The organism is Nonomuraea sp. NPDC001636, assembly GCF_040298265.1.
GTDB lineage: Bacteria > Actinomycetota > Actinomycetes > Streptosporangiales > Streptosporangiaceae > Nonomuraea.
Map to the genome: position 1 here is coordinate 131,461 of NZ_JBEOZT010000022.1, position 22,918 is coordinate 154,378.

Annotated in this window: 22 protein-coding genes; 15 read left to right on the forward strand and 7 right to left on the reverse strand. The window is 73.4% G+C overall.

Going from position 1 to position 22,918, the window contains the following annotated elements:
- Nucleotides 1-53 precede the first annotated feature (53 nt).
- Nucleotides 54-701 (forward strand): response regulator, encoded by a 648-nt coding sequence (locus tag ABT158_RS34220; protein WP_352323489.1) that lies wholly within the window; start codon nucleotides 54-56, stop codon nucleotides 699-701.
- A gap of 115 nt (nucleotides 702-816) precedes the next feature.
- On the forward strand, nucleotides 817-1,488 hold the full coding sequence (locus ABT158_RS34225) for a DUF4328 domain-containing protein (protein ID WP_352360625.1): 672 nt from the start codon (nucleotides 817-819) through the stop codon (nucleotides 1,486-1,488).
- 23 nt (nucleotides 1,489-1,511) lie between these two features.
- On the opposite strand, the gene ABT158_RS34230 is transcribed toward ABT158_RS34225, so the two are convergent.
- From ABT158_RS34230 to ABT158_RS34240, 3 genes are all read right to left on the reverse strand, one after another.
- Nucleotides 1,512-5,153 carry a DNA polymerase III subunit alpha gene (locus ABT158_RS34230; RefSeq protein WP_352360627.1) on the reverse strand — a complete coding sequence of 1,214 codons (3,642 nt, stop codon included), beginning with the start codon at nucleotides 5,151-5,153 and terminating at the stop codon, nucleotides 1,512-1,514.
- On the reverse strand, nucleotides 5,153-5,419 hold the full coding sequence (locus ABT158_RS34235; protein WP_352360629.1) for a DUF6504 family protein: 267 nt from the start codon (nucleotides 5,417-5,419) through the stop codon (nucleotides 5,153-5,155). Before ABT158_RS34235 ends, ABT158_RS34230 begins: the two co-directional genes overlap by 1 nt.
- A gap of 79 nt (nucleotides 5,420-5,498) precedes the next feature.
- Nucleotides 5,499-6,245, reverse strand: coding sequence for a GntR family transcriptional regulator (locus tag ABT158_RS34240; protein ID WP_352360631.1), 747 nt, complete (start codon nucleotides 6,243-6,245; stop codon nucleotides 5,499-5,501).
- A 112-nt stretch (nucleotides 6,246-6,357) separates the two neighbouring features.
- Between ABT158_RS34240 and ABT158_RS34245 the strand changes: the two genes are divergently transcribed.
- The 8 genes from ABT158_RS34245 to ABT158_RS34280 are packed head-to-tail and all read left to right on the forward strand — an operon-like array spanning nucleotide 6,358 to nucleotide 13,811.
- A complete protein-coding gene (locus tag ABT158_RS34245) occupies nucleotides 6,358-7,512 on the forward strand; it encodes an ABC transporter substrate-binding protein (RefSeq protein ID WP_352360633.1) in 1,155 nt (384 codons plus the stop codon).
- On the forward strand, nucleotides 7,509-8,333 hold the full coding sequence (locus ABT158_RS34250) for an ABC transporter permease (protein ID WP_352360635.1): 825 nt from the start codon (nucleotides 7,509-7,511) through the stop codon (nucleotides 8,331-8,333). The genes ABT158_RS34245 and ABT158_RS34250 overlap by 4 nt, the downstream gene beginning before the upstream one ends.
- The gene (locus ABT158_RS34255) at nucleotides 8,321-9,175 is read left to right on the forward strand and encodes an ABC transporter permease (protein ID WP_352360637.1); all 855 of its coding nucleotides are present in this window, start codon (nucleotides 8,321-8,323) and stop codon (nucleotides 9,173-9,175) included. Before ABT158_RS34250 ends, ABT158_RS34255 begins: the two co-directional genes overlap by 13 nt.
- Complete coding sequence (locus tag ABT158_RS34260; RefSeq protein ID WP_352360639.1) at nucleotides 9,172-10,242, forward strand: ABC transporter ATP-binding protein; 1,071 nt, start codon at nucleotides 9,172-9,174, stop codon at nucleotides 10,240-10,242. Before ABT158_RS34255 ends, ABT158_RS34260 begins: the two co-directional genes overlap by 4 nt.
- Nucleotides 10,235-10,900 carry an HAD family hydrolase gene (locus ABT158_RS34265; RefSeq protein WP_352360641.1) on the forward strand — a complete coding sequence of 222 codons (666 nt, stop codon included), beginning with the start codon at nucleotides 10,235-10,237 and terminating at the stop codon, nucleotides 10,898-10,900. The genes ABT158_RS34260 and ABT158_RS34265 overlap by 8 nt, the downstream gene beginning before the upstream one ends.
- Before the next feature lie 54 nt (nucleotides 10,901-10,954).
- Nucleotides 10,955-11,917 carry a hypothetical protein gene (locus ABT158_RS34270; RefSeq protein WP_352360643.1) on the forward strand — a complete coding sequence of 321 codons (963 nt, stop codon included), beginning with the start codon at nucleotides 10,955-10,957 and terminating at the stop codon, nucleotides 11,915-11,917.
- 24 nt (nucleotides 11,918-11,941) lie between these two features.
- The gene (locus ABT158_RS34275) at nucleotides 11,942-13,615 is read left to right on the forward strand and encodes a serine/threonine-protein kinase (RefSeq protein WP_352360645.1); all 1,674 of its coding nucleotides are present in this window, start codon (nucleotides 11,942-11,944) and stop codon (nucleotides 13,613-13,615) included.
- 46 nt (nucleotides 13,616-13,661) lie between these two features.
- Nucleotides 13,662-13,811: a hypothetical protein gene (locus tag ABT158_RS34280; RefSeq protein ID WP_352360647.1), complete on the forward strand. Its 150-nt coding sequence runs from the start codon at nucleotides 13,662-13,664 to the stop codon at nucleotides 13,809-13,811.
- 241 nt (nucleotides 13,812-14,052) lie between these two features.
- On the opposite strand, the gene ABT158_RS34285 is transcribed toward ABT158_RS34280, so the two are convergent.
- Nucleotides 14,053-14,589, reverse strand: a complete 537-nt coding sequence (locus ABT158_RS34285; RefSeq protein ID WP_352360649.1) for a TetR/AcrR family transcriptional regulator — start codon at nucleotides 14,587-14,589, stop codon at nucleotides 14,053-14,055.
- A gap of 122 nt (nucleotides 14,590-14,711) precedes the next feature.
- Here ABT158_RS34285 and ABT158_RS34290 point away from each other — a divergent pair, with 122 nt between their 5' ends.
- The 4 genes from ABT158_RS34290 (at nucleotide 14,712) to ABT158_RS34305 (ending at nucleotide 19,288) form a co-directional block, all read left to right on the forward strand.
- Nucleotides 14,712-16,355: an ABC-F family ATP-binding cassette domain-containing protein gene (locus tag ABT158_RS34290; protein ID WP_502911590.1), complete on the forward strand. Its 1,644-nt coding sequence runs from the start codon at nucleotides 14,712-14,714 to the stop codon at nucleotides 16,353-16,355.
- Nucleotides 16,349-17,266: a virginiamycin B lyase family protein gene (locus ABT158_RS34295; protein WP_352360653.1), complete on the forward strand. Its 918-nt coding sequence runs from the start codon at nucleotides 16,349-16,351 to the stop codon at nucleotides 17,264-17,266. The genes ABT158_RS34290 and ABT158_RS34295 overlap by 7 nt, the downstream gene beginning before the upstream one ends.
- Nucleotides 17,267-17,702: 436 nt before the next feature.
- On the forward strand, nucleotides 17,703-18,650 hold the full coding sequence (locus ABT158_RS34300) for a quinone oxidoreductase family protein (protein WP_352360655.1): 948 nt from the start codon (nucleotides 17,703-17,705) through the stop codon (nucleotides 18,648-18,650).
- Between the two features lie 17 nt (nucleotides 18,651-18,667).
- Entirely contained in the window at nucleotides 18,668-19,288 is a 621-nt protein-coding gene (locus ABT158_RS34305) for a LysE family translocator (RefSeq protein ID WP_352360657.1), read from the forward strand.
- Here the strand turns inward: ABT158_RS34305 and ABT158_RS34310 are convergent.
- The 3 genes from ABT158_RS34310 to ABT158_RS34320 are packed head-to-tail and all read right to left on the reverse strand — an operon-like array spanning nucleotide 19,279 to nucleotide 21,972.
- The gene (locus ABT158_RS34310) at nucleotides 19,279-20,292 is read right to left on the reverse strand and encodes a PucR family transcriptional regulator (RefSeq protein WP_352323507.1); all 1,014 of its coding nucleotides are present in this window, start codon (nucleotides 20,290-20,292) and stop codon (nucleotides 19,279-19,281) included. The two genes, ABT158_RS34305 and ABT158_RS34310, sit on opposite strands and share 10 nt — an antisense overlap.
- A complete protein-coding gene (locus ABT158_RS34315) occupies nucleotides 20,292-21,083 on the reverse strand; it encodes a DUF2705 family protein (protein ID WP_352360659.1) in 792 nt (263 codons plus the stop codon). Before ABT158_RS34315 ends, ABT158_RS34310 begins: the two co-directional genes overlap by 1 nt.
- Nucleotides 21,061-21,972 carry an ABC transporter ATP-binding protein gene (locus tag ABT158_RS34320; RefSeq protein ID WP_352360661.1) on the reverse strand — a complete coding sequence of 304 codons (912 nt, stop codon included), beginning with the start codon at nucleotides 21,970-21,972 and terminating at the stop codon, nucleotides 21,061-21,063. The genes ABT158_RS34315 and ABT158_RS34320 overlap by 23 nt, the downstream gene beginning before the upstream one ends.
- 122 nt (nucleotides 21,973-22,094) lie before the next feature.
- Between ABT158_RS34320 and ABT158_RS34325 the strand changes: the two genes are divergently transcribed.
- Nucleotides 22,095-22,907, forward strand: coding sequence for a patatin-like phospholipase family protein (locus ABT158_RS34325; protein WP_352360663.1), 813 nt, complete (start codon nucleotides 22,095-22,097; stop codon nucleotides 22,905-22,907).
- Nucleotides 22,908-22,918 lie beyond the last annotated feature (11 nt).

The window sequence follows — 22,918 nt, forward strand, 5'->3', positions numbered from 1 at the left end:
GGCCGTGCGTCCATTTCGGCCTCGGCCGAACGGCTGATCCTTAGAGTTGAGCCGTGACTATTCGGGTTCTCATCGCCGACGACCAGCAGCTGGTGCGCACCGGCTTCCAAATGATCTTGGACGCTCAACCGGACATGGAGGTCGTGGCCGCCGTGGCCGACGGCGCCGAGGCCGTGGCCGAGGCCAGGCGGCTACGCCCTGACGTGTGCCTGCTCGACATCAGGATGCCCAAGCTCGACGGGCTGGAGGTGACCCGCGTGCTGGCCGGGCCGGGCGTGGAGAACCCGATGCGGGTGGTCATCGTCACCACCTTCGACCTCGACGAGTACGTCTACGGCGCGCTGCGCGCCGGGGCCACCGGCTTCCTGCTCAAGGACAGCGGCCCCACGCTGCTCATCGAGGCGGTCAGGGCCGCCGCGGGGGGCGACGCGCTGGTGTCGCCGTCGGTCACCGTACGGCTGCTGCAGCACCTGACCCAGCCCAGGCGGGCGGCCGAGCCGCCGAACGGCCCGCTGACCGACCGCGAGCTCGACGTCGTGCGCCTGGTGGCCAGGGGACGCACCAACCAGGAGGTGGCCGCCGAGCTGTTCGTGTCGCTGTCGACGGTGAAGACGCACCTGGGCAGCATCCAGGCGAAACTCGGTGTCCGCAATCGGGTGGGAATCGCGGCTTGGGCGTGGGAATCCGGCGTGGTGAGCTGATTAACAGCGGTGCTCACGGGATACAAGTGAGTCAGAACCTCAGCGCATGGCCCGGGGGGAGAACATCGTGCGCTACGCCCAGGCACCGCCTACCAAAGCTGCTTCCGCCGTATATGTGACGCTTGCCGCGCAGGTCCTCTCCCTGGGCGCCCTCGTGGTCTTCGAGCGGTCCCGCGGCCGTCATCTCGCCGTCCAGCTCGCCGCGTTCGGCGGCCGTCCCCACGGGGCGCAGGCGGAGGCGGTCGTGGGGGCGGTGACGACGTTCGCGGTGCTGATGATGCTGGTCGCGGGCACCTCCGTCGCCGCCGGGGCCGCCTACGTCACCTGGCTGGTGCGCGCCCGTCAGGTGAAGGACCGTTCCAGCCCCACCGGGCCGGTCGCGGCCGCCTGGCTGATCCCCGTCGTCAACCTGGCCGCGCCCGCGCTGCTGGTCGACGACATCTGGCGGCGGGCCAAGCCGCCGTCCGGGCGGCGCGGGCGGTGGCTGGTGCTGCTGACGGCGTGGTGGCTGAGCTGGCTGGGCATGCTGACGCTGGTCACGGTCCGCCTCCCGCTGGAGTCCGCCTCCGACGGGCTGACCGGGGTGGGGTTGCTGGAGCTGGGCAGCGCGGTGGTGGCGGCCCTGCTGTGCGCCGCCACCGTCCGCGAGGTCACCCGCGTCCAGCGGCTCGACGTGGCCGGACGGCTGCGCGCGGCGGTCGCCGAGTCCGCGCCCGGCCCCGAGGTCGTGACCCGGCTGACCACCCGGCCCGCGCAGGGCTCGGCCCCGTTCGGCCACACCGGCTGACGACCGACCCCCGGGTACGGGGGTCAGGCCGCCGTCGGGCCGGAGCTGCCGGGGCTGGCGTGCCAGAGCTGCCGGGGCGGGGCGGCGATGGCGGGGCCGAGGTCGGAGTAGGGCGAGAGCCGGAAGCCGTTGGCGTACTCGATCCTGCGTCCGCCGACTCCGGGCCGCTCGTCGGGGGCCCGGTCGAGCAGGGCGCGGACGGCCTCCACGCCCTCCGCCCGCCACAGCGCGTCCAGGTCGGTCAGGTTCCAGCAGTCGACGGCGCGCATGGAGACCGCGCGGGCCCCCGTCCGGCGGACCACCCCCCTGGCCAGCATGAGCCACGAGCCGAACACCGTCGCCGCGCACCTGCCCTGCACCGACTCGAAGAAGGTCAGGTCGACCGGCCCCGTCGAGTCGTCGAGGGTGGTGAAGATGACCCGCTGCCCCGAGCGCACGGCGGGCGTCTGGGTGGCCACCTTCACCCCCGCGACCAGCACCTCCGCGCCGTTGCGCTGGGCGAGCAGGTCCTTGGAGCGCACCACCCCGAGCGCGTCGAGCAGCTCGTCGTGGAAGCTGATGACGTGCCGGCTGACGTCGATGCCGAGGATCTCCAGCTCGGCCTCGACCATCTCCGTCTCCGTCATCTCGGGCAGCTCGCCGGGCGGCAGGTGCTCGCCGAAGCCGAGCGGCAGCTGCGTGGACGGCGGCTCGGCCCGGGGACGCGGCGGCGCCGCGGTGTAGCGCCTGGACCGGGGCGCGGCCGAGCGCACGCCGATGGACGACGCCCGCTCCAGCGCCCCCACCTGGGCGATCAGGTCACGCCGGGTCAGCTCGCCCGGACGCCAGCGGGGGCCGCCGGGACGCAGGCCGTGCAGCGCGTCGAGGCCGCCGACCTGGACGATGCGCTCGATGGTCGGGCGCGAGGGCCTGGCCCGGTCCCAGAAGTCGGCCAGCGACGTGTACGGCTGCCCGGCCACCATGCGTTCGACCTCGGCCTCGCTCACCCCCTTGATCGCCGAGAACGGCACCCGCAGCGCGTAACCGCGGCCGATCTCCCCGATCCTGAACTCCTGCCGCACCGGACGCCGCTCCTCCCCCAGCTCCGACGGGCTCACCCGGAGCCGCAGCGGCGGGCGCGGGCCGAGCCGTTCCACCCGCCAGTCCTTGCCGGACCCGTTGACGTCGAGCGGCAGGATCTCGACCCCGCACTGCCGGGCCTCGTCGATGATGACGCGCTGCGGGTACATGCCGGGCTCGTGGGTGAGCACCCCGGCGAAGAACGCCGCCGCGTGGTGCCGCTTGAGCCAGGCCGACTGGTAGGTGGGCAGCGCGAACGCCGCCGCGTGCGCCTTGCAGAACCCGAAGGCGCCGAACGCGTCGAGCACCTTCCAGGCCCGCTCCACCGCCGCGTCGCCGAACCCGTTGGCCCTGGCCAGCGGCACGAACGCCGTGCGCACCCGCTCCCGGCCCTCCGGCGTGCCGAGGGTGCGCCGGAGGGTCTCGGCGAAGGACAGGTCGCGTCCCGTCATCACCGAGATGATCTTCAGCACCTGCTCGTGGAAGACGACCACGCCGTGCGTCTCCTTCAGCGCCTCGCGCAGCCGGGCGTGCGGGTAGTACGGCTGCCGCCACCCGTGCCTGGCCTCCAGGTAGGGGGTGACCATGTCGGAGTTGACCGGCCCCGGCCGGAACAGGGAGATGTCCACGATCAGGTCGTGCATCCGGCGCGGCTCCAGCTTGGCCACCAGCTCCCGCTGGCCCGGCGACTCGATCTGGAAGCAGCCGAGCGTGCGGCCGGCGCAGATCATGTCGTAGGTCTCCTGGTCGTCGTGCGGGACGTACTCGACGCCGGGGTCGTCGCCGGCCTGCTCGTCCAGCCTGACCTCGATGTCGTCCACGCGTTTGATCTCGCTCAGCGTGTACGCCATGGCCGACTGCATCCGCACGCCCAGCACGTCCAGCTTGAGCAGGCCGGCCTCCTCCACGTCGTCCTTGTCGAACTGGGACATCGGGAACTCCAGCAGGCTGCGTTCCACCGGCGTCCTGTCGCGCAGGCCCGAGTTGCCGACCAGCACGCCGCACGGGTGCAGCGCGATGTGCCTGGGCAGGCCGTCCAGCTTCTCGGCCAGCCGGAACACCCGGTCGAGCCCGGCCTCGCCGAGCCGGCTCTCGCGCAGCTCGGGCAGGTCGGCCAGGGACGCGGTGATCTGCCTGGCCCTGATGTGCGGGAACGCCTTGGCGATGGCGTCGATCTCGTGCGGCGGCAGGCCCATCGCGCCGGCGACGTCCCTGATGGCGCTGCGCGCGCGGTAGGTCTCCATCATGGACACGCAGGCCACGCGGGCCTCGCCGTAGCGGTCGAAGATGGCCTTGTAGCAGTCGAGCCGGCGGGCCGACTCCACGTCCACGTCGATGTCGGGCAGGCCGACGCGGCCCTCCGACAGGAAACGCTCCATGAGCAGGCCGTGTTCGAGCGGGTTCACCTCGCCGATGCCGATGAGGTAGTTGACCAGGCTGCCGGCGCCCGAGCCGCGGATGGCGCAGCGGATGTCCATGCCGCGGATCATGTCGGTGATGCCGGCCACGGCGATGAAGTACCCCGACAGGCGTTTGCGCTCGATGACGTCCAGCTCGGCCCGCAGGCGTTCCCTGGCCTCCGCCGAACGGTCGAGGCCGCGCCGGACCAGACCGTCCTCGACGCGGTTGCGCAGCAGCGGCACCGGGTCGCGGCCGACCTCGGGCAGGTTGAGGTCGGGCGGGTCGTTCCTGAGCGCGAGCAGGCGCAGCGGGTCCATCGAGCACGCCTCGGCCAGGCGCCTGGTGGTGAACAGCAGCCGGGCCACCCGCTCCCGGTCGGCGCCGCAGACCTTGGCCGCCACCTGCCACATCTCCTTGGTGCTCTTGAGGTAGGCGTGCGAGGTGGTGCTCTCCAGGTGCCGCGGGTGCAGCGGGACGAGCCGACGGGCCGCGTCGAGCACGTCGCCGACCTGGTGGTCGGCCGGGTCGAGGTAGCGGGCGGCGTTGGTCAGCACGGCCGGCACGCCGGCGGACTCGGCCAGGCCGAGCATGCGGACGGCCGTGATGGCGTCGCGGAAGCCGTACTGGTCGACCAGTTCGATCACCACCCCGGGGACGGCGGCGCGCCACCGGCCGAGCAGCGTCCTGGCCTGCTCGTCGCGGCGTTCGGCGATCGCCCGGCCGACGTCGGAGCGCGGCCCGAGCAGCACCACGAGCCCGTCCTCGGCGCCGAACCCGTGGTCGCCGCCCGCCGGCCCGGCCCAGGCGCCGACCAGCTCGCGGGTCACCTTGGGCGCGCCGCGCTCGCCGGCGGCGTGCGCGGCGGTGACCAGGCGGCACAGCCGCGACCAGCCGCCGGAGCGGGCCAGCACGGTGACCCGGTCCTCGGCGTCCGGTCCGGTCCTGGGCCGCGGCGCGCGCATGCCGGGCGCCGCCGGGACGGCCGGGACGTCGAGCGCCAGGTTCACGCCGACCACGGGGGCGATCCCGGCGTCCGCGCACGCCTGGACGTGCTTGACCGCGCCGTAGAGCCCGTCGCGGTCGGTCAGCGCGAGGATGTCCATGCCGTGTTCGACGGCCCGTTCCACCAGGGCGTGCGGGAAGGCGGTGCCGTACCTCATGGAGTAGGCCGAGGCCACGTCGAGGTGCGGGAACGGGGGCGCCATCAGTCCCACGCCCGCAGCAGCAGCCAGCCGTGGCCGGCGGTGTCGTAGCGCAGCTCGTACGAGCCGACCTCGCGCCCCGGGCTCGCCTCCACCCGCCAGAAGCGGCGCTCGCCGGGGTCGCCCTCGCCGGTCTTCCACCACTCGCGCGCCACGACCCAGTGGTCGAGCACGTTGCGGACGAGGTAGAGCCGGTCGCGCCAGACGAACTGGGTCGGCTCGCCCTCTCTGGTCCACACCTCTATCGGATCGCCATAGAGTCTGCTCAAGACGCTTCTCCCCGCGGCTCTGGTTCCTTTGCTGAGCCACCCGGGGGAAGACGGGCGCTTATGTATCGAACATATGTTCTTACGGCCCGAAGCGCAAGTCGCCCGCCCGCCGCGTCAGAGGGTTGGCGCCGATCGAGTTGCGGATGCTGAAGGTGACGCTGCCCGCCCGGTAGCGGTCGTCGGAGGACTCCACCGGGCGGCCTTCGTGCGTGGTGGTGACGCGGCGCTGGCGCAGGAGCGGGCTGCCGCGCCGCACGCCCAGCAGCCGGGCGTCCCCGGCGCCGGCGGGCACGGCGTCGATGAGGTGCTCGCCGTAGGCGAAGATCAGGCCGACGGACTCGTACAGGGCCTCGGTGACGGACGCGCAGTCGGCGGCCAGCGCCTCGACGGCGGGGGCCACCCACTCGGCGTAGACGGTCCGCTCGACCAGGACGGGCTCGCCCTCCAGCGAGCGCAGGCGCAGCACCTCCAGCACCTCGCCCCCGCCGAACCTGGCGGACTCGGGCGCGGTGGCGGCCCGGCGGCGCTGGGAGATCACCTGGCCGCCGATGCGGTAGCCGTTGGCCCTGGCCCACTGGGCGAAGCTGTGCAGCTCGGCGAAGCTCTGGCTGCGCGCGTTGCCGAGCACGATGCGCCTGGCGCCCTGCCTCGACCCGACCAGCCCCTCGGCGACCAGCACGGCCACCGCCTGCCGCACGGTCCCGCGCGCCGCCCGGTGCCGGGTGGCCAGCTCGGCCTCGCTCGGGAGCTGGGAGCCGACCGGGTACGCGCCCGCCAGGATGTCATCACGCAGCTCAGCGGCTATCCGTTCATAGCGCGCAACCATTCGCGACCTTCTCCATTCACGAAAGAGCAATGTTTATGCGACTTACTGGTGCTCGCTTGTTTGTACAAGTTCCCTTAGGTTCTTTCCACACCCCCCGGAGAGTGGAGGCGACGTGTTCACACCTCGCGCCCGTACGGCCGGCGTCATCGCGGCCCTTACCGTTGTCACCGCGGCGTGTGGCGCCGCCCCGAGCAGCCAGCAGACCACCAAGACGGCCGAAGGCGGGGCGAACGCGGCGACCGCCGCCTCCGCCGCCGACTTCGGCGGCTTCGACAAGCTCGTCGAGGCCGCCAAGAAGGAGGGCAACCTCCACGTCATCGCGCTCCCGCCCGACTGGGCCAACTACGGCGAGATCATCAAGTCGTTCGAGGCCAAGTACGGCATCAAGATCGAGAGCGAGACGCCCGACGCGGCCAGCGCGGACGAGATCAACGCCGTCAAGACCCGCAAGGGCCAGGACCGCGCCCCCGACGTGCTCGACCTCGGCCAGTCGTTCGCGATCAGCGGCGCTAAGGAAGGGCTGTTCGCGCCGTACAAGGTGCAGTCGTTCGACAAGATCCCCGAGGGGCAGAAGGAGCCGACCGGGCTCTGGACCAACGACTACGGCGGCTACGTCTCGATCGGCTGCGACGCCAAGAAGATCGCCAACTGCCCGACCAGCTACGCCGACCTGCTCAAGCCCGAGTACAAGGGCAAGGTCGCGATGAACGGCAACCCGACCAAGTCCGGCTCGGCCTTCGCCGGCGTGTACGCCGCCGCGATCGCGAACGGCGGGTCCTTCGACGACATCCAGCCCGGCATCGACTTCTTCAAGAAGCTCAAGGACGCCGGCAACTACAACCCGGTCGAGACGACCCCGGCGACCATCGAGAAGGGCGAGACCCAGATCAGCATCGACTGGGACTACAACAACGCCGCCTACGCCCCCCAGATGGCCGCCAAGGGCCTGGACTGGAAGGTGAACGTGCCGGCCGACGGCAAGTACTTCCAGATGTACGCCCAGGCCGTCAACAAGGACGCCCCGCACCCGGCGGCGGCCAGGCTGTGGCAGGAGTACCTCTACAGCGCCGAGGGCCAGAACCTCTACCTCAAGGGCTTCGCCCGTCCGGTGCTGCTGCCGTCCATGACCTCCGACGGCACGGTGGACAAGGCGCTGGCCGCGAAGCTGCCCCAGGTCGAGGGCACGCCCGAGTTCCCCACGCCCGAGCAGGTCGACGCGGCCAAGGCCAAGCTGGCCAGCGGCTGGGACGCCGCGATCTCGGGATGACCCGCCCGCGTTCCAGGGGCTGGGCCGGCGCCCTGCCCCTGCTGGCCTTCTTCGCCCTCGTCTTCGGGGTCCCGGCGGTCGCGCTGGTCGCGGGGGCCTTCACCGTCCAGGGACGGCCGAGCCTGGCCAACCTCGCGCAGAGCCTCCAGGGCGGCTACCTCGTCGCCATGGCCGGGAGCGTCAAGCTGTCGGCCGTGGTGGCGCTGGCCGGGGCCGTCCTCGGCACGTTCCTCGCCTACGCAGTGGTGACCTCGCGCTTCACGCTGCTGCGCGAGGCCGTGCTGACCGCCTCCGGCGTGCTGGCCAACTTCGGCGGGGTGCCGCTGGCGTTCTTCTGGATCGCCACGCTGGGCAACTCGGGCGTGATCAGCGGCCTGGTGGGGCTGCCCTCGGGGTCGTTGTACACGTTCTGGGGGCTGGCGATCGTCTACCTGTACTTCGCGATCCCGCTGATGGTGCTGGTCATGGCGCCCGCGCTGGACGGGCTGAAGCCCCAGTGGCGCGAGGCCGCCGCCAACAGCGGCGCGACCGCCTGGCACTACTGGCGCTTCGTCGCGCTGCCGGTGCTCGCGCCCGCGATGCTGGGCGGGGTGGTGCTGCTGTTCGGGTCGGCGTTCTCGGCGTACGCGACCGCCAACGCCATGGTGGGCACCGTCGTGCCGCTGGTCACCCTGAAGATCGCCAGCGCGCTGACCGGTGACGTGCTGGTCGGCTACGAGAACATCGCGCTGGCCCTCAGCCTGGACATGATCGTGGTGGCCGGGCTGGTGATGGCGATCTACCTGCCGCTGCAGAGGAGGAGCTCCCGATGGCTGCGCTGACCGGGCTGGAGCCCGTCGCCGCCGCGGCGGCCAAACCGCCCGCCCGGCCCCGCTGGTGGCGCGGCCTGGTGTTCGCGCTGGCCGCGGCCTACTTCCTGATCCCGCTCGGCGCCTCGCTCTGGTACACGGTGCACAACCCGGCCACCGGGGTGTCGTTCTCCGCCTACGGCGAGCTGCTGACGGCCGAGGGCTTCGCGCGCTCGCTGCTGCTGTCGCTGTCGCTGGCCGCCGCGACGATCGTGCTGGTCCTGCTGCTGGCGCTGCCGGCGATGCTGGCCGTACGGCTGTTCGCGCCGCGACTGCGGCCGGTGATGGAGGTGCTGTGCACGCTGCCGCTGGTGGTGCCGCCCATCACGTTCGTGGCCGGGCTGACGACGTCGTTGCGGGACGGGGCCGACATCCTGGCGCCGACGCCGTTCTGGGGCACGCTGATCGCGATCCAGGACCCGGGGTTCCCCGTCGTGCTCGTGCTCGCGTACGTCGTGCTGGTGCTGCCGTTCGTCTACCGCTCGCTGGACGCCGGGCTGCGCACCATGGACGTGCGCACGCTGGTCGAGGCGGCCCGGAACCTGGGCGCGTCCTGGCCGCACGTGCTGCTGCGGGTCGTGGTGCCGAACCTGCGCTCGGCCCTGGCCAGCGCGTCGTTCCTGACGCTCGCGCTGGTGCTGGGCGAGTACACGGTGGCCAGCCTGCTCGGCTACGAGCCGTTCGCGGTCTGGATCGTGACCATCTCCGGCTCCAAGGGTCAGCTGTCCGTCGCGGTCTCCATCCTCAGCCTGCTGCTCATCTGGGCGTTGCTGCTCGCCGTCTCCACCGTCTTCAGTGGAAGGAAGAAATCATGACCGCTGCGGTGGAGTTCCGCGGGCTGCGCCGGGTGTTCGGCAGGACGGTCGCGCTCGACGGGTTCGACCTGACCATCGCCCCCGGCGAGTTCGTCGCCCTGCTGGGGCCGTCGGGCTGCGGCAAGACGACGGCGCTGCGCTGCGTGGCCGGGTTCGAGCGGCCCGACTCCGGCGCGGTGCTGCTGGACGGCAAGGACATCACGAACGTGCCCGCCAACAAGCGCGACGCCGGGATGGTCTTCCAGTCCTACTCGCTCTTCCCCAACCTCAACGCCCGCGACAACGTGGCCTTCGGCCTGCGCGTCCGCAAGGCGCCCGCGGCCGTCCGGCACGCCAGGGCCGCCGAGCTGCTCGAACTCGTCGGCCTCCCGGCGCACGCCGACCGTTTCCCGCACCAGCTCTCCGGCGGCCAGCAGCAGCGCGTCGCCCTGGCCCGCGCGCTCGCGCTCGAACCGCGCGTGCTGCTGCTCGACGAGCCGCTGTCGGCGCTGGACGCCAAGGTGCGGGTGACGTTGCGCGAGGAGATCCGCCGGTTGCAGCTCGACCTCGGCATCACCACCGTCTTCGTCACCCACGACCAGGAGGAGGCCCTGTCGATCGCCGACCGGGTCGCGGTGCTGCGCGAGGGACGGCTGGAGCAGTGCGGGCCGCCCGCCGAGGTCTACGACCGGCCGGCCACGCCGTTCGTCGCCGAGTTCGTCGGGGCCATGAACCACCTGGCCGGGCGGCTGTCCGGGGACGGCGTCACCGTGCTCGGCCAGCTCCTTCCCGTGGACGGCCCGGCGCCCGCCGAGCCCGACGTGGACGTGCTGATCCGGCCCGAGGCCGTCCGGGTCACGCCCGACCCGGACGGCGCCGCCGAGGTGCTGGCCGCGTCCTTCCGGGGGGCCTCGGTGCGGCTGCGGCTGTCGCTGGCGGGCGGCGAGGTGCTGGCCGACGTGCCGGGGCACGAGGCGGCCCGGCTGGGGGCGGGGGCGCGCGTCACGGTCCGGCTGGTGGAGCGCCCGGTGCTGGTGGCCGCCCGTACGGTGACGGCGCCCGCGCCGGTGTTGTCGGCCGATGCCTGACAGACCGGCCGACCCGGCCCTGTCCTTTGTGGGCGGCATGCCGGACGCGGTCCTGTTCGACATGGACGGCACGCTGGTGGACACCGAAGGGCTCTGGTGGCAGGCCGCGGCGTCGGTGGCCCGGTCGCTGGGCCGCGCGCTGACGGCCGCCGACGCGCCGCACGTGACGGGCCGCACGGTGGGCGACACGGCCGCGCACCTGGTGGCCGGGACCGGCGGGCTGGGCGGCGGGATGAGCGTGGAGGGGGTGGCGGGCGCGCTCACCGAGGCGTTCGCCGAGCGCGTCAGGACCGGGCTGACGGTCGCGCCGGGGGCGCCGGAGCTGCTGGCCGAGCTGGCCGCGGCGGACGTCCCGACCGCACTGGTGTCCGCCTCCCCCCGCAGCATCGTGGAGCTGGTGCTGCCCCGGCTCGGGCACGCGTTCGACCTGGTGATCGCCGACGAGGACACCGCCCGGGGCAAACCGCACCCGGACCCGTACCTGGAGGCGGCCCGCAGGCTGCGGGTGGCCCCGGCGCGGTGCGTGGCCGTCGAGGACAGCCCGGCGGGCGTGGCCGCGGCCACCGCCGCGGGCTGCCGCGTGCTGGTGGTGGACCCCGCACGCGGGCTGGCCCAGGTGCGGGCCGGGCTGCGCGGCGCTCCCCCGCACGGGGGATGAGCCCGCCTCCCGCAGGGGAGGGACGGGCCCGCGGGCATCGGAAGGATCTCGTGCATGAGCCCGCACATGAGCCCCGACGTGAGATCTGTCAGGACGCCCGCCGTCGCGCTCGCGCTGGTCGTCCTCTACGGCGGCCTGCGCGTCTACTGGGAGCTCGGCCACATGCCGGAGCGGATGTCACCGATCGGGTCCGACCTGATCGTGTTCACCGGCTGGGCCGCGGTGGGCCTGTGCGCGGCGGCCGCGGCGGCGCTGGTCGTCCTGATGGCCGCGCGCCCGGACGGCCCGCTGGGCTGGGCGCCGCCGGCGCTGGCGTGGGCGGTGGGCGGCGCGCTCATCGTGTCGGGGGCGCTGGTGCTGCTCGACGTGGTGTCGGCGGTCGTCCCGGGGCTCGGCATGCCGTTCTCGTGGGCGGGGGCGCTCAGCAAGGCGGCCTGCGTGGGCTCGGGGGTGCTGCTCTGGCGGTCCGCCGCGGCCTACCGGCGGCGGGCCGCGGGGGCCTGCGCGGCGTGCGGGCGGCGGGCGTCCCGGGTGCTCGCGCGTACGCCGGGGTGGGCCTTCGCCGCGGCCTACGTCTCCGTGGCCGGCTGCCTGGCGCGGATCGCGGCGCAGGCGGCCGTCGGGTTCGACGCCGTGCCGTACCGTGCCGGGGCGGTGGCGTTCGAGATCGAGTTCCTGCTCGCCGGGACGCTGCTGCCGCTGGCGCTCGTCCACCGGTTCGGGCGGGTGTGGCCGGGATGGGTGCCGTGGCTGGCCGGGCGTCCGGTGCCGCGCCGGCTGGTGTTGTGGCCGGGGGCGGGGGTGTCCGGCGGGCTGCTGGCCTACTTCGGGGTGGCGCTGGGGCAGATGGCCGCCGAACGGCTCAGCGGGGGCGTGCCGTTCTCCGGGGGCGATCTGCCCGAGGCGTTCTTCTGGGTGGCCGTGCCCGGGTACGTGGTGTGGGGCGCCGGGATGGCCGTGGCGGCCTGGTCGTACGCGCGGCGTACGCGCGTCGCGTGCGCGTCCTGCGGCGGATAGCCCCAATCGGTAAGCTGGGCCGCCGTGAGCGGTGATATATCCCAGATCGGGCACTACCGGCTGCTGAGCGTGCTCGGGCGGGGGGGCATGGGCACGGTCCACCTCGCGGAGGATCCCACCGGGCAGCGGGTCGCCATCAAGGTGATCAATCCGGAGCTCAGTCAGCACGAGCAGTTCCGGATGCGCTTCCGCCGGGAGGCCGACGCCGCTCGCCGCGTCCGCAGGTTCTGCACCGCCGCGGTGATCGAGGCCGCGCTCGACGGCGACCTGCTCTACGTGGTCACCGAGTACGTGCCGGGCCCCAATCTGGAGGAGGCCGTACGCCAGTCGGGGCCGCTGCGCGGCTCCAGCCTCGACGCGCTCGCGGTCAGCGTGGCCACCGCGCTGACCGCCATCCACGGCGCCGGGGTGGTCCACCGCGACCTCAAGCCGTCGAACGTGCTGCTGTCCCCCGTCGGGCCGCGCGTGATCGACTTCGGCATCGCGCGGGCGCTCGACACGCTGGGCGGCGTCACCGGCACCGGCGAGCTGGTCGGCACGCCCCGGTACATGGCCCCCGAGGTGCTGCGCGGCGAGCCGGTCTCGCCCGCCTGCGACGTGTTCTCGTGGGGCTGCCTGATCGCGTTCGCGGCGAGCGGGCGGGCGCCGTTCGGCGGCGACACGCTGCCCTCCATCGTCTACCAGGTGCTCAACGCCGAGCCCCGCCTCGACGAGGTCGATCCCGGCCTGCGCGAGCTAGTCGGGGCCGCGCTGCGCAAGGACCCGGCCGCGCGGCCCACCGCGCAGCAGCTCCTCGACCACCTCGTGGGCCGCTCGGCGGCGCCCGAGCAGGCGGCGCACACCGTGCAGGTGGCCTGGCAGCACGCCACCACGCCGTTCACCGAGGTCGCGCCCACTGCGGCCAGCGCTGCGGCCGGCACAGCGGCCGACACAGCGGCGGCCACGGCGGCGAAGCGGCGCGGCAGGCTGCTCGGGATCGGCGCGGCCGCCGCGGCGGTGCTGGTGGCCGCCGCGGCGACGGCCTGGGCGGTGCTCACACCGAGCGGGCCGCCCGACGACCTGGCCGTCCTGTACCGGGAGGACTTCACGCAGACCTCCGGCGGCTGGCTCGGCACGTACGACCCCGACGCCACGGGCAGCAAGGGCTACCGCACGGACGGCACGTACGGGCTCGACGTGGAGGACGGCCGCGAGGAGCAGCGGGCCAAGGCCCCCATCCCCTTCCTCGTCGCCACGCCCACCGGCACCCCCGACCCCTCGGCCACGCCCACGCCGATGTTGCCGTCGTCGGTGGTCGTCGGCGTCACCGCCGAGGTCGGGGAGTACGCGGGCAATGGCGAGTACGGCCTGTACTGCCACAACTCCGACGACGACGACACCTACTACGAGTTCGGCCTCGACACCGAGGGGAACGCCCGGATCCGCCGCGTGTACGACGGCGCGGGCGGCACGCTGACCCAGCCCGCCAAGGTGGCCAAGCCGGAGGGCCGGATGCGCATCGTGGCCTCGTGCGAGCAGCGCGGCACGGCGGTGCGGCTGACGATGTGGGTGAACGACAAGCGGGTGCAGCAGGCCGACGACCCCAACGGGCTCGGCAACGGGTACGTCGGGGTGTTCGCGCGTACGCCCAAGGACACCCAGTCGCTGCTGAAGATGACGTTCGACGACTTCGAGCTGCGGGGGCAGAAGGAGCCCTAGACCGGCGGGTCCGCGTTCCGGGCGGCCATCGGGGTAGGGGGTGGGGATGGCGAAGCTCATGGACCGGGTGCGCGCGTACCTGCGCAGCCCTGAAGGCAGGCAGACCGTCGAGAAGGCCAAGCGCATGGCCCGAGACCCGCAGAACCAGGAGAAGGCCCGGCGTTTCCTCGACCGGTTCCGCACCCGACGCCACTGACCAGCCCCGCGGCCGCCTCACCCGGGCGGCCGCTCCCATCGGCTGCCTCCCGCGGGGCCGCCTGCACGGGCCGCCTCTCCGTTGCCCTCTGCACGGGCTGTCTCTTCGTGGCCGCCTGCACGGGCTGTCTCTTCGTGGCCGCCTGCACGGGCTGTCTCTTCGTGGCCGCCTGCACGGGCTGTCTCTTCGCGGTGCCGCTTCCGTCGGTCGCTTCTCGTGGTCGCCGCTGTGATCGGGGTGCTCAGAGGATCCCGGCGCGGGCGGCGGCCAGGGCGGCGTCGGCGGCGCGGTCGGCGTCCCGCTCGCTCACCGGCTCGTGCGCGACGAACAGCCGGTAGTAGACCGGGGCGACGGCCACCCTGATCACCTCCCGGACGTCGATGACGTCGGGCAGCTCGCCACGGGCGATCGCGCGCCGCACCACCTCGGCCGACTGGTCGTGCCGGGCGGCGAAGAACTTGTGCAGGGCCCGCGCCGCCTCCGGGCTCTGGACGGCCGCCGCCACGAACGCCGACGACACCGGCCCCAGCTCCGGGTCGGCGAACCCGCCGCGGACGAGCTGGACGACCGCCCGGAGGTCGCCCTCGACGCTGCCGGTGTCGGGGATCGGCCACGGCTCGTCCTTGGCCAGCTCCAGGGCGTCGGAGATCAGGCCCTCCACGTTGCCCCACCGCCGGTAGACGGTGGTCTTGTGCACGCCCGACCGCTCGGCCACGTTCTCGACCGTCAGGCCGCGGAAGCCATGGGCGGCCAGCTCGGCCAGGGTCGCCTGGCGCACGGCGTCGCGAACTCGCGCGCTGCGCCCTCCAGGACGTCTGCTCGGCTCCAAAATCTACTCCAGTTGCGTTTGCGGCTTCGCCTGTGCCAAACTAAAGCTACAACAGTTGCGATTGGAGTTCTATTCTGATCAACGTCCGAAGGCTCAGCAAGTCGTACGGCGACCGCGTCGTGCTCACCGATGTGTCCCTGTCCGTGGGCCCCGGCGAGCGCTTGGCCGTCGTCGGCGAGAACGGCTCCGGCAAGTCCACCCTGCTCCGGCTGCTGGCCGGCGTCGAACAACCCGACGACGGCGAGATCACCATCACCGGCGTCACCGGCGATGTCGGCGATGTCGGCCACCTCGGCCAGACGCTCGGCCTGCCGCCCGGTCACACCGTCCAGCAGGCGATCGACCACGCGTTCGCCGGTCTGCGGGCCATGGAGCGAAGGCTGCGCGAGCTGGAGTCGGCGCTCACCGACGACGTCATGGGCGAATACGGCGAGCTGCTGACCGCCTACGAGGCCCGCGGCGGCTACACGGCCGACGCGCGCATCGACAAGGCCCTCCACGGCCTCGGCCTCGCGCACGTCGCCCGCGACCGGGTGCTGTCGAGCCTGTCGGGCGGCGAGCGCGCCCGGCTGGGCCTGGCCTGCGTGCTGGCCGCCGACCCGGCCACGCTGCTGCTCGATGAGCCGACCAACCACCTCGACGAGCCGGCGCTGACCTGGCTCGAAGAGCGGCTGCGCGGTCACCGGGGGCCGGTGGTCGTGGTCTCCCACGACCGGGTCTTCCTCGACCGGGTGGCCACCGCCGTCCTGGAGGTCGAGGAGGGGGCCGTCACCCGGTTCGGCGGTGGGTACAGCGGCTACCTGGCCGCCAAGGCGGCGGCGCGGGCCCGGTGGGAGCAGGCGTACGCGGCCTGGCGCGAGGAGGTCCGGCAGGTGCGCGAGCACGCCGCCACCACCGCCCACCGCGTGGCTGCCGGGCGGGCCATGAGGGACAACAACAAGATGGCCTACGACCGCAACGCGGGCCGCGTCCAGAGCTCGGTGGCCACCCGCGTGCGCAACGCCCACGAGCGGCTGCGCCGTCTGGAGGAGGATCCGGTCCCCCGCCCGCCGGCCCCGCTCCGCTTCCGGGCCGCCTTCCGCGCTCCCGCTCCGACGGGCCACGGTCCGTCAGGCAACGGTACGCAGGGCAACGGTCCGCAGGGCGACGGTCCGGCGGGCGACGGTCCGGCCGTGCTTGCGCCCCTGGTGGAGCTGCGTGACGTGCGCGTCGGCGACCGGCTCCACGTCGGGGCGCTGACCGTCCGGCCGGGCGAGCGGGTGCTGGTCAGCGGGCCCAACGGGGCGGGCAAGTCCACGTTGCTGCGGGTCCTGGCCGAGCGCGCGGAGTGCCGGGCCGGCCACCTCCCCCAGGACGACGACCTCGACCCCGGCCTGGCCGTGCTCGCCGCGTTCGGGCACGACGGCTACGCCGACGAGCGGCGCGCGGCCCTGCTGGACACCGGCCTCTTCCCGGCGCACGCGCTCGACCGGCGGGTGGGCGAGCTCTCGGTCGGCCAGCGGCGCCGGCTGTCGCTGGCCAGGCTGCTCATCAGGGAGCACGACCTGCTGCTGCTCGACGAACCGACCAACCATCTGTCGCCCGTCCTGGCCGACGAGCTCGACCAAGCGCTCGCCGCCTACCAGGGAGCGGTGGTCATGGTCACGCACGACCGGGCGCTGAGGCGCCGTTTCACGGGCACCGAGATCCGACTGGCAGGGGGACACATATGTTGACCATGATTTCCGCAGGCTCGCCCTATGGCGTGGCCACCGCCGCCGACGGCGCGCTCTGGTTCACGCTCGTCCATCAGGGCTGTGTCGGCAGGCTGGTGCCGGGGCACGAGCCGGTGATCCACCAGCTCGACCCGGCCGACGGGCAGCCCGGCGTGATCGTGCCCGGCCACGACGGCACGATGTGGTTCACCGAGGGCAAGGGCGGCCGGGTCTGCCGCATCACCGGCGACGGCCAGGTCACCGCGTACCCGGCCGACTCGCCGTACGGGATCGTCGCCGGGCCCGACGGGGCGATGTGGTTCACCCAGATGGGCAGCGGGCGCATCGGGCGCATCGGCGCCGACGGCGAGCGCTCCGACTTCGACGTGCCGGTGGAGGGCGGCATGCCCGCCTTCATCACGGTGGGCGGCGACGACGCGCTCTGGTTCTCGATCAACCAGGGCCACGCCGTCGGCCGGATCTCGCTGTCCGGGGAGGTCACCGTGCATGCGCTGCCCACCGAGGGCGCCGCCCCCGTGGGCATCACGCTCGGGCCCGACGGGGCGGTGTGGTTCGTGGAGATCGGCGCGGGGCAGGTCGGCCGGATCGATCCGGCCGGGAAGATCACCGAGTTCCCGCTGCCCGATCGGGCCTGCCGTCCGCACGCCATCGTGGCCGGTCCCGACGGTGCGCTCTGGTTCACCGAGTGGGCCACCGGGCGTCTCGGCCGCATCACGGTCGACGGCGCGATCGAGGAGCACCCGCTGCCCTCGGTGCCCGTGCCGCCGTCCGCGACCGCCGGGCAGGGCGAGGCAGGCGCCGCCGGGAGCAGCGAGCCGCACGGGCTGACGGTCGGGGCCGACGGAGCGATCTGGGTGGCCCTGGAAGCCGGCGCCCTCGCCCGCGTCCTGCCCCCCTCGCCCACCCAGTGACGACCACCCCCAACCGGTGACGACCAACACCCAACCCGTGACGGCCACACCAGACCGGTGACGGTTGAGCCCGTCCAGTGACGGTTGCACCCAGCCGGGAACGGTTGCGCCCCGCCGGTGAGCCGAGGGCGGCGTGGCCCCGGCGATCGTGGCCGGGGCTGACGGCCCCCGGATCCCCTGGCGGCGCGGTGGATCCCAGGGTCGCGGTGGATCCGGGGCGGTGGTGTGGCCCCCGGCGACCGTGGCGGGTGCTGACGGCCCCCAGATCCCCTCGGGGGCGCGGGGGGCCGGGGTCGCGGTGGATCCGGGGTCGCGGTGGATTCGGGTGGCGGTGTGGCCGCAGCGGTTGTGGTGGGTGCTGGCGGTCCCCGGATCTTCCTGGCGGCGCGGTGGGGTGGGGTGGCGGTGGGAGGCTCGGGCGGAGTTGACTGGGGGGATGCATGCCATCATCGTCTCCGCCCAGGGCGGTCCAGAGGTTCTCGAATACGTCGAGCGTCCCGATCCGGTGCCGGGTGACGGGGAGGTCGTGGTCGACGTCGCGGCCAGCGGGGTCAACTTCATCGACATCTACCACCGTTCCGGCGTCTACCCGCTCCCGGTGCCCACCCCGATCGGGTCCGAGGGGGCCGGCGTGGTCTCGGCCGTCGGCCCCGGGGTGGACGGGCCGGCCGTCGGCGACACCGTGGCCTGGGCCGGCGTGCTGGGCAGTTACGCGGAGAAGGCGGTGGTGCCGGCCGACCGGCTGGTGCCGGTGCCCGACGGCGTGTCCGCCGAGCTGGCGGCGGCGGCGATGCTCCAGGGCATGACGGCCCACTACCTCACCCACTCGACGTACGACGTCAAGGAGGGTGACCAGGTGCTGGTGCACGCCGGCGCCGGCGGCATGGGCCAGCTACTGATCCAGGTCGCCAAGCTGCGCGGCGCCAAGGTCTACAGCACGGTCTCCACGCCGGACAAGGAGAAGCTGGCCCGCGCGGCCGGGGCCGACGAGGTGCTGGGCTACGACGAGTTCGCCGACGCGTTGCGCGGCCGGATCCACGTCGTCTACGACGGCGTCGGCAAAACGACGTTCGACGGCGGCCTGGAGGCGCTGCGCCCGCGCGGGCTCATGGCCCTCTACGGCGCGGCCAGCGGCCCGGTCCCGCCGTTCGATCCGCAGGTGCTCAACCGCGCCGGCTCGCTCTTCCTGACCAGGCCCACGCTCGTCCATTACGTCGCCGAGCGCGAGGAGCTGCTGTGGCGGGCCGCCGACCTGTTCGGCTGGATCTCGTCGGGGCAGCTCAGGATCAACGTGTCCGAGCGCTACCCGCTGGCCGAGGCGCGACGGGCCCACGAGGACCTGGCCGCCCGGCGTACGACCGGAAAGTTGCTGTTGATTCCCTAGCGCTACGCTCGCCCCTTGTGGACATCAATGCGGCAGTCTGGTCGTTCGCTGCCGTCGTCGCGCTCCTGACGATCACGCCGGGGCTCGACACGGCTCTCACCCTGCGCACGTCGCTGCTCACCGGCAGGCGGGCGGCCTGGGGAGTGGTGCTGGGCATCCAGCTCGGCACGGTGGTCTGGGGCGTGCTCACCGCGGCGGGGCTGTCGGCGCTGCTGGCGGCCTCGCGGTTCGCCTACGACGTCCTGCGCTGGGCGGGCGCGGCGTACCTGGTGTGGATGGGGGTGCGCATGCTCCTCGCCAAGACGCGGACGGGCGAGGAGGAGGACGGGCAGCGGGCGTTCGGGTTCGGCAAGGGGTTCCGGCGCGGCCTGCTCACGAACCTGCTCAACCCCAAGGTCGGGGCGTTCTACGTGGCGATGTTGCCGCACTTCATCCCGGCCGGCGCGCCGCACGCGGCGATGGGGCTGCTGCTGGCCGGGGTGCACGTGGCCGAGGGGCTGGCGTGGAGCGCGGTGCTGATCGGGTTCGCCTCGCTGATGAGCGACGTCCTGCGGTCGGCCCGCGTACGGCGGATCCTCGACCGGGTGACCGGCGTGGTCATCGTCGGGTTCGGGCTCCGGCTCGCCCTTCACGACTGATCCCACGGCCAGTCGAGCAGCCGCGCGCCCAGGACCGCGGTCTCCAGGGTGAAGCGCTGGGTGGGGTCGTCGGGCGAGAAGCCGGTCAGCCGGCGGATGCGTTCCAGCCGGTACGTCACCGCCCGCGGGCTGATCCGCAGCCTGCGGGCGGCCGCCGCCTGGTTGCCGTGCGCGGCGAAGACCGCCTCCAGCGTCTCGACCAGCGGCTCGTGGCCGCCCCTGGCGTGCAGCAGCGGGCTCAGCACGCTGGTCACCAGGTCCTCGATCGCGCCGCGGTCGCGCAGCAGCACGGGGAAGACCAGCAGGTCGGCGGCCTTGACCACGTCGAGCGTGAGCCGTAGCGCATCGGCCAGCTCCAGCGCCCCGGCCGCCTCCCTGAAGGAGGTGACGACGCCGCCCGGCCCGCGGTGCGGCCGTCCGACGCCGACCCGCCACCCGGCCGGGAAGCGGGCGCGTACGTGATGGGTGAACTCCCCCACGGCGGCGGGCAGCGTGGCGGGCACGACGCACACCAGCAGCCCTTCGCGCACGGCCACCAGCACGTTGTGCGAGCCGAACCGGGCGATCAGGTCGCGCTCGATGCGGTCCTGGTCACCGTCGCGCAGCCCGCGGGCGGCGGCCACCACGTACGACTCGGCCAGCCGGAGGCCGAAGTGCTCGGCCCGTTCGGCCAGCCGCTCGGCCCGTCCCTGGAGCAGGTCGTCCACGAACTCCCTGCGGGCCGTCTCCTCGCCTCTGAGGGCGGCGAGCTGGGCCAGTTCGTACCCCTCCATGAGCGCCGAGACGGCCCTGCGCAGCGCGGGCAGCACGTCCGGCAGGCCCTCGGCGGCGGCGAGCGCGCCGTCGACCAGTGTCCGCAGCGGGACGCCCTGCTCGGCGGCGCGCGTGCCGTCGGCGCGGCAGGCGTCGAGCGCCGCCCGCGAGGGCGGACGCCCGGCGGCCGCCCCGGCCAGCACCTGACGATGCCCGCCGAGCAGGTCGGCGGGCATCCTGGAGAGCACCATCACACTCCTACGTCACGCCTGTCGAAGGACAGGATCGCGGTCAGCACGAGCACTGCCGTCGCTCCCGCCAGCACAAGGTAGTCCCCGACCGGCAGGCCCTCATAGAGCGGCCGGCCCTCGGCGTAGTAGTGGAACGGCGAGAGCCACTTCAGCCAGGCGATGGCCGCCACGCCGCGGCCGAGCGTGACGACGATGTACCCGGCCGCCACCCACACGCCGACGACGGACGAGGCGATCATCCTGCGGCCGGTCACCGCGCCCACGGTCAGGGCCACGGTCCCGAAGAACAGCGCGAGCAGCAGCACCCCGACGTGCGCGGCCAGGACGCGGCCGAACGGCACCCCGATCTCCGCGGCGTCCGCGGCCGTCCACGCCACGGCCAGCGTCGCGGCGAACACCGCCAGCAGCGCCAGCGCCAGCGCGCAGAACCGCTGGAGCACCAGCCGCTTGCGGTCCACCGGCAGGGTGACGACGAGCTCCAGCGTCCCGGCCTCCTCCGGCTGGGCGATCGCCCGGTTGGCCAGCATGGTGGCGAGCACCACGAACAACATCGGGACGAACAGCTGGTAGACGACCGTCTGCAGGAAGTTGACGCCGAGCGCCAGGTCGGGCATGCCGCCCATGAGGTCCCTGAGCGGGCCGGGGTACTTGGCCAGGGCCTGCTGGTTGAACGTTCTGGGGTCCTGGCTGACGCTGCGGAAGATGCTGATGTAGAGGGCCATGAACGCGCTGATGCCGACGGTCCACCAGATCAGGGCCCGGCGGTGGTCACGCAGACTCTTGGCGATCATGGTGCCGGTCCTCCTCGCTGTAGTAGGTCAGGAAGATCTCTTCCAGGTCGGGCTCGGCGCTGACCAGGTGGACGACGGTGAACCGGGCGGCGGCCTTGACCAGGGCGTCCGGGCGGCCGTCGATCGTGCACCGGACGCTGGCGCCCTCCACGCGCAGGTCGCGCACCCCCGGCAGGCCCTCGAACGCCGACGCCGGCACCGGGGCGTCGAAGTGCAGCTCCATCCGGCGTACGGCCTTCTCGCGCAGGGCGGCCACGTTCTCCACGGTCACCAGGCGGCCCGCGCGGACGATGCCGACCCGGTCGGAGACGCTCTCCACCTCGGCCAGCACGTGCGAGGACATGAGCACGGTCCGGCCGGCCGCCCGCACCTCCCGGACCATGGCCAGGAACTCCTGCTGGACGAGCGGGTCGAGCCCGCTGGTCGGCTCGTCGAGGATGAGGAACTCCGGCTCGTGCATGAACGCCTGGATCAGCCCGACCTTCTGCCTGTTGCCCTTGGAGAGCTTGCGCATCGGCACCGACAGGTCGGCGTCGAACCGTTCGGCCAGCTCCTCGATGCGGCTGCCCGGCACCCCGCCGCGGACGCGGCCGAGGAAGCCCAGGTAGTCGCGGGCCCGGTCGCGGCCTTCGAGCGCCAGCTCGCCGGGCAGGTAGCCGATGCGGGCGCGGGTGGCGGCGGCGCGCGGGTCGTGGCCGAACACGCGGACCGTGCCGCGGGTGGGCCTGATCACGTCGAGCAGCAACCTGATCGTGGTGGTCTTGCCGGCGCCGTTGGGCCCGAGGTAGCCGAAGATCTCGCCGGGCCGGATCTCCAGCGTGAGGTCTTCGAGGCCGCGCCGCCCGCCGTAGTACTTGGTCAGCCCTTCGGCCTGTACCACTGCTGTCATGCCGGAATCGTCCCGCCGGGGCGGTGGTGGGGTCACTGGCCGAAGTCGGCAGCGTCCCGGCCGGTTCCCTTCCGGGACACGGCAACAAGAATGGGCAGCCTGAATTGGGCAGAGTGAAGAGCGTGGAGACGGCGTTCGTGCTCGGTGGCGGTGGCGTGCTGGGTGCTCACGAGGTGGGCATGCTCCAGGCGCTCGACGACTTCGGCATCCGGCCCGACGTGGTCGTCGGCACGTCGGTGGGGGCGCTCAACGGCGCGCTCATCGCCGCCGACCCGGCGCGGGCGGTCGACCGGCTGACCTCGTTGTGGCGGTCCGACGTCGTGCGCACGGCGTTCGCCGGGTCGTGGGTGACGCGGCTGTCCACGCTGGCCAGGACCGGCACCCACCTGCATCCCAACGGTCCCCTGCGGGAGGTGCTGGCCGGGACGGTGCGCACGGAGCTGATCGAGGACCTGGCGGTGCCGTTCCAGTGCGTGGCGGCCTCGGTGGAGCGGGCCGCGGCCCACTGGTTCGCCAGCGGGCCCCTGGTGGACGCGGTGCTGGCGTCGTGCGCGGTGCCGGGGCTGCTGCCGCCCGTGAAGATAGACGGGGAGCACTTCTTCGACGGCGGGCTGGTGCACAGCATCCCCGTCGGCCGGGCCGTGCAGCTCGGGGCCAGGCGGGTCTACGTGCTGCACGTCGGCCGGATCGAGCGCCCGCTGACCGCGCCCCGGCGGTTCTGGGAGGTGGGGATGGTGGCGTTCGAGATCGCGCGCCGCTACCGGTTCGCCGAGGAGATGGCCACGTTGCCGCCGGGGGTGGAGGTGCACGTGCTGCCCGCCGGGGTCGCCGCGCCGCTGTCCACCCTGCGCTACCGCGACCTGTCCCAGATCTCCACCTACATCGAACGGGCGTACCAGGCTTCTTCGCGCTATCTGCGGACAAGAGGAGGATGAAGGTAGGGCCT

What these genes read in the sequence shown, in the direction of transcription:
- ABT158_RS34295 (WP_352360653.1), top strand. Translation starts at nt 16,349, where the DNA reads ATGTTGACCATGATTTCCGCAGGCTCGCCCTATGGCGTGGCCACCGCC.
- ABT158_RS34270 (WP_352360643.1), top strand. Translation starts at nt 10,955, where the DNA reads ATGAGCCCGCACATGAGCCCCGACGTGAGATCTGTCAGGACGCCCGCC.
- ABT158_RS34250 (WP_352360635.1), top strand. Translation starts at nt 7,509, where the DNA reads ATGACCCGCCCGCGTTCCAGGGGCTGGGCCGGCGCCCTGCCCCTGCTG.
- ABT158_RS34280 (WP_352360647.1), top strand. Translation starts at nt 13,662, where the DNA reads ATGGCGAAGCTCATGGACCGGGTGCGCGCGTACCTGCGCAGCCCTGAA.
- ABT158_RS34320 (WP_352360661.1), bottom strand. Translation starts at nt 21,972, where the DNA reads ATGACAGCAGTGGTACAGGCCGAAGGGCTGACCAAGTACTACGGCGGG.
- ABT158_RS34315 (WP_352360659.1), bottom strand. Translation starts at nt 21,083, where the DNA reads ATGATCGCCAAGAGTCTGCGTGACCACCGCCGGGCCCTGATCTGGTGG.
- ABT158_RS34230 (WP_352360627.1), bottom strand. Translation starts at nt 5,153, where the DNA reads ATGGCGCCCCCGTTCCCGCACCTCGACGTGGCCTCGGCCTACTCCATG.
- ABT158_RS34260 (WP_352360639.1), top strand. Translation starts at nt 9,172, where the DNA reads ATGACCGCTGCGGTGGAGTTCCGCGGGCTGCGCCGGGTGTTCGGCAGG.
- ABT158_RS34240 (WP_352360631.1), bottom strand. Translation starts at nt 6,245, where the DNA reads ATGGTTGCGCGCTATGAACGGATAGCCGCTGAGCTGCGTGATGACATC.
- ABT158_RS34255 (WP_352360637.1), top strand. Translation starts at nt 8,321, where the DNA reads ATGGCTGCGCTGACCGGGCTGGAGCCCGTCGCCGCCGCGGCGGCCAAA.
- ABT158_RS34300 (WP_352360655.1), top strand. Translation starts at nt 17,703, where the DNA reads ATGCATGCCATCATCGTCTCCGCCCAGGGCGGTCCAGAGGTTCTCGAA.
- ABT158_RS34265 (WP_352360641.1), top strand. Translation starts at nt 10,235, where the DNA reads ATGCCTGACAGACCGGCCGACCCGGCCCTGTCCTTTGTGGGCGGCATG.
- ABT158_RS34310 (WP_352323507.1), bottom strand. Translation starts at nt 20,292, where the DNA reads ATGGTGCTCTCCAGGATGCCCGCCGACCTGCTCGGCGGGCATCGTCAG.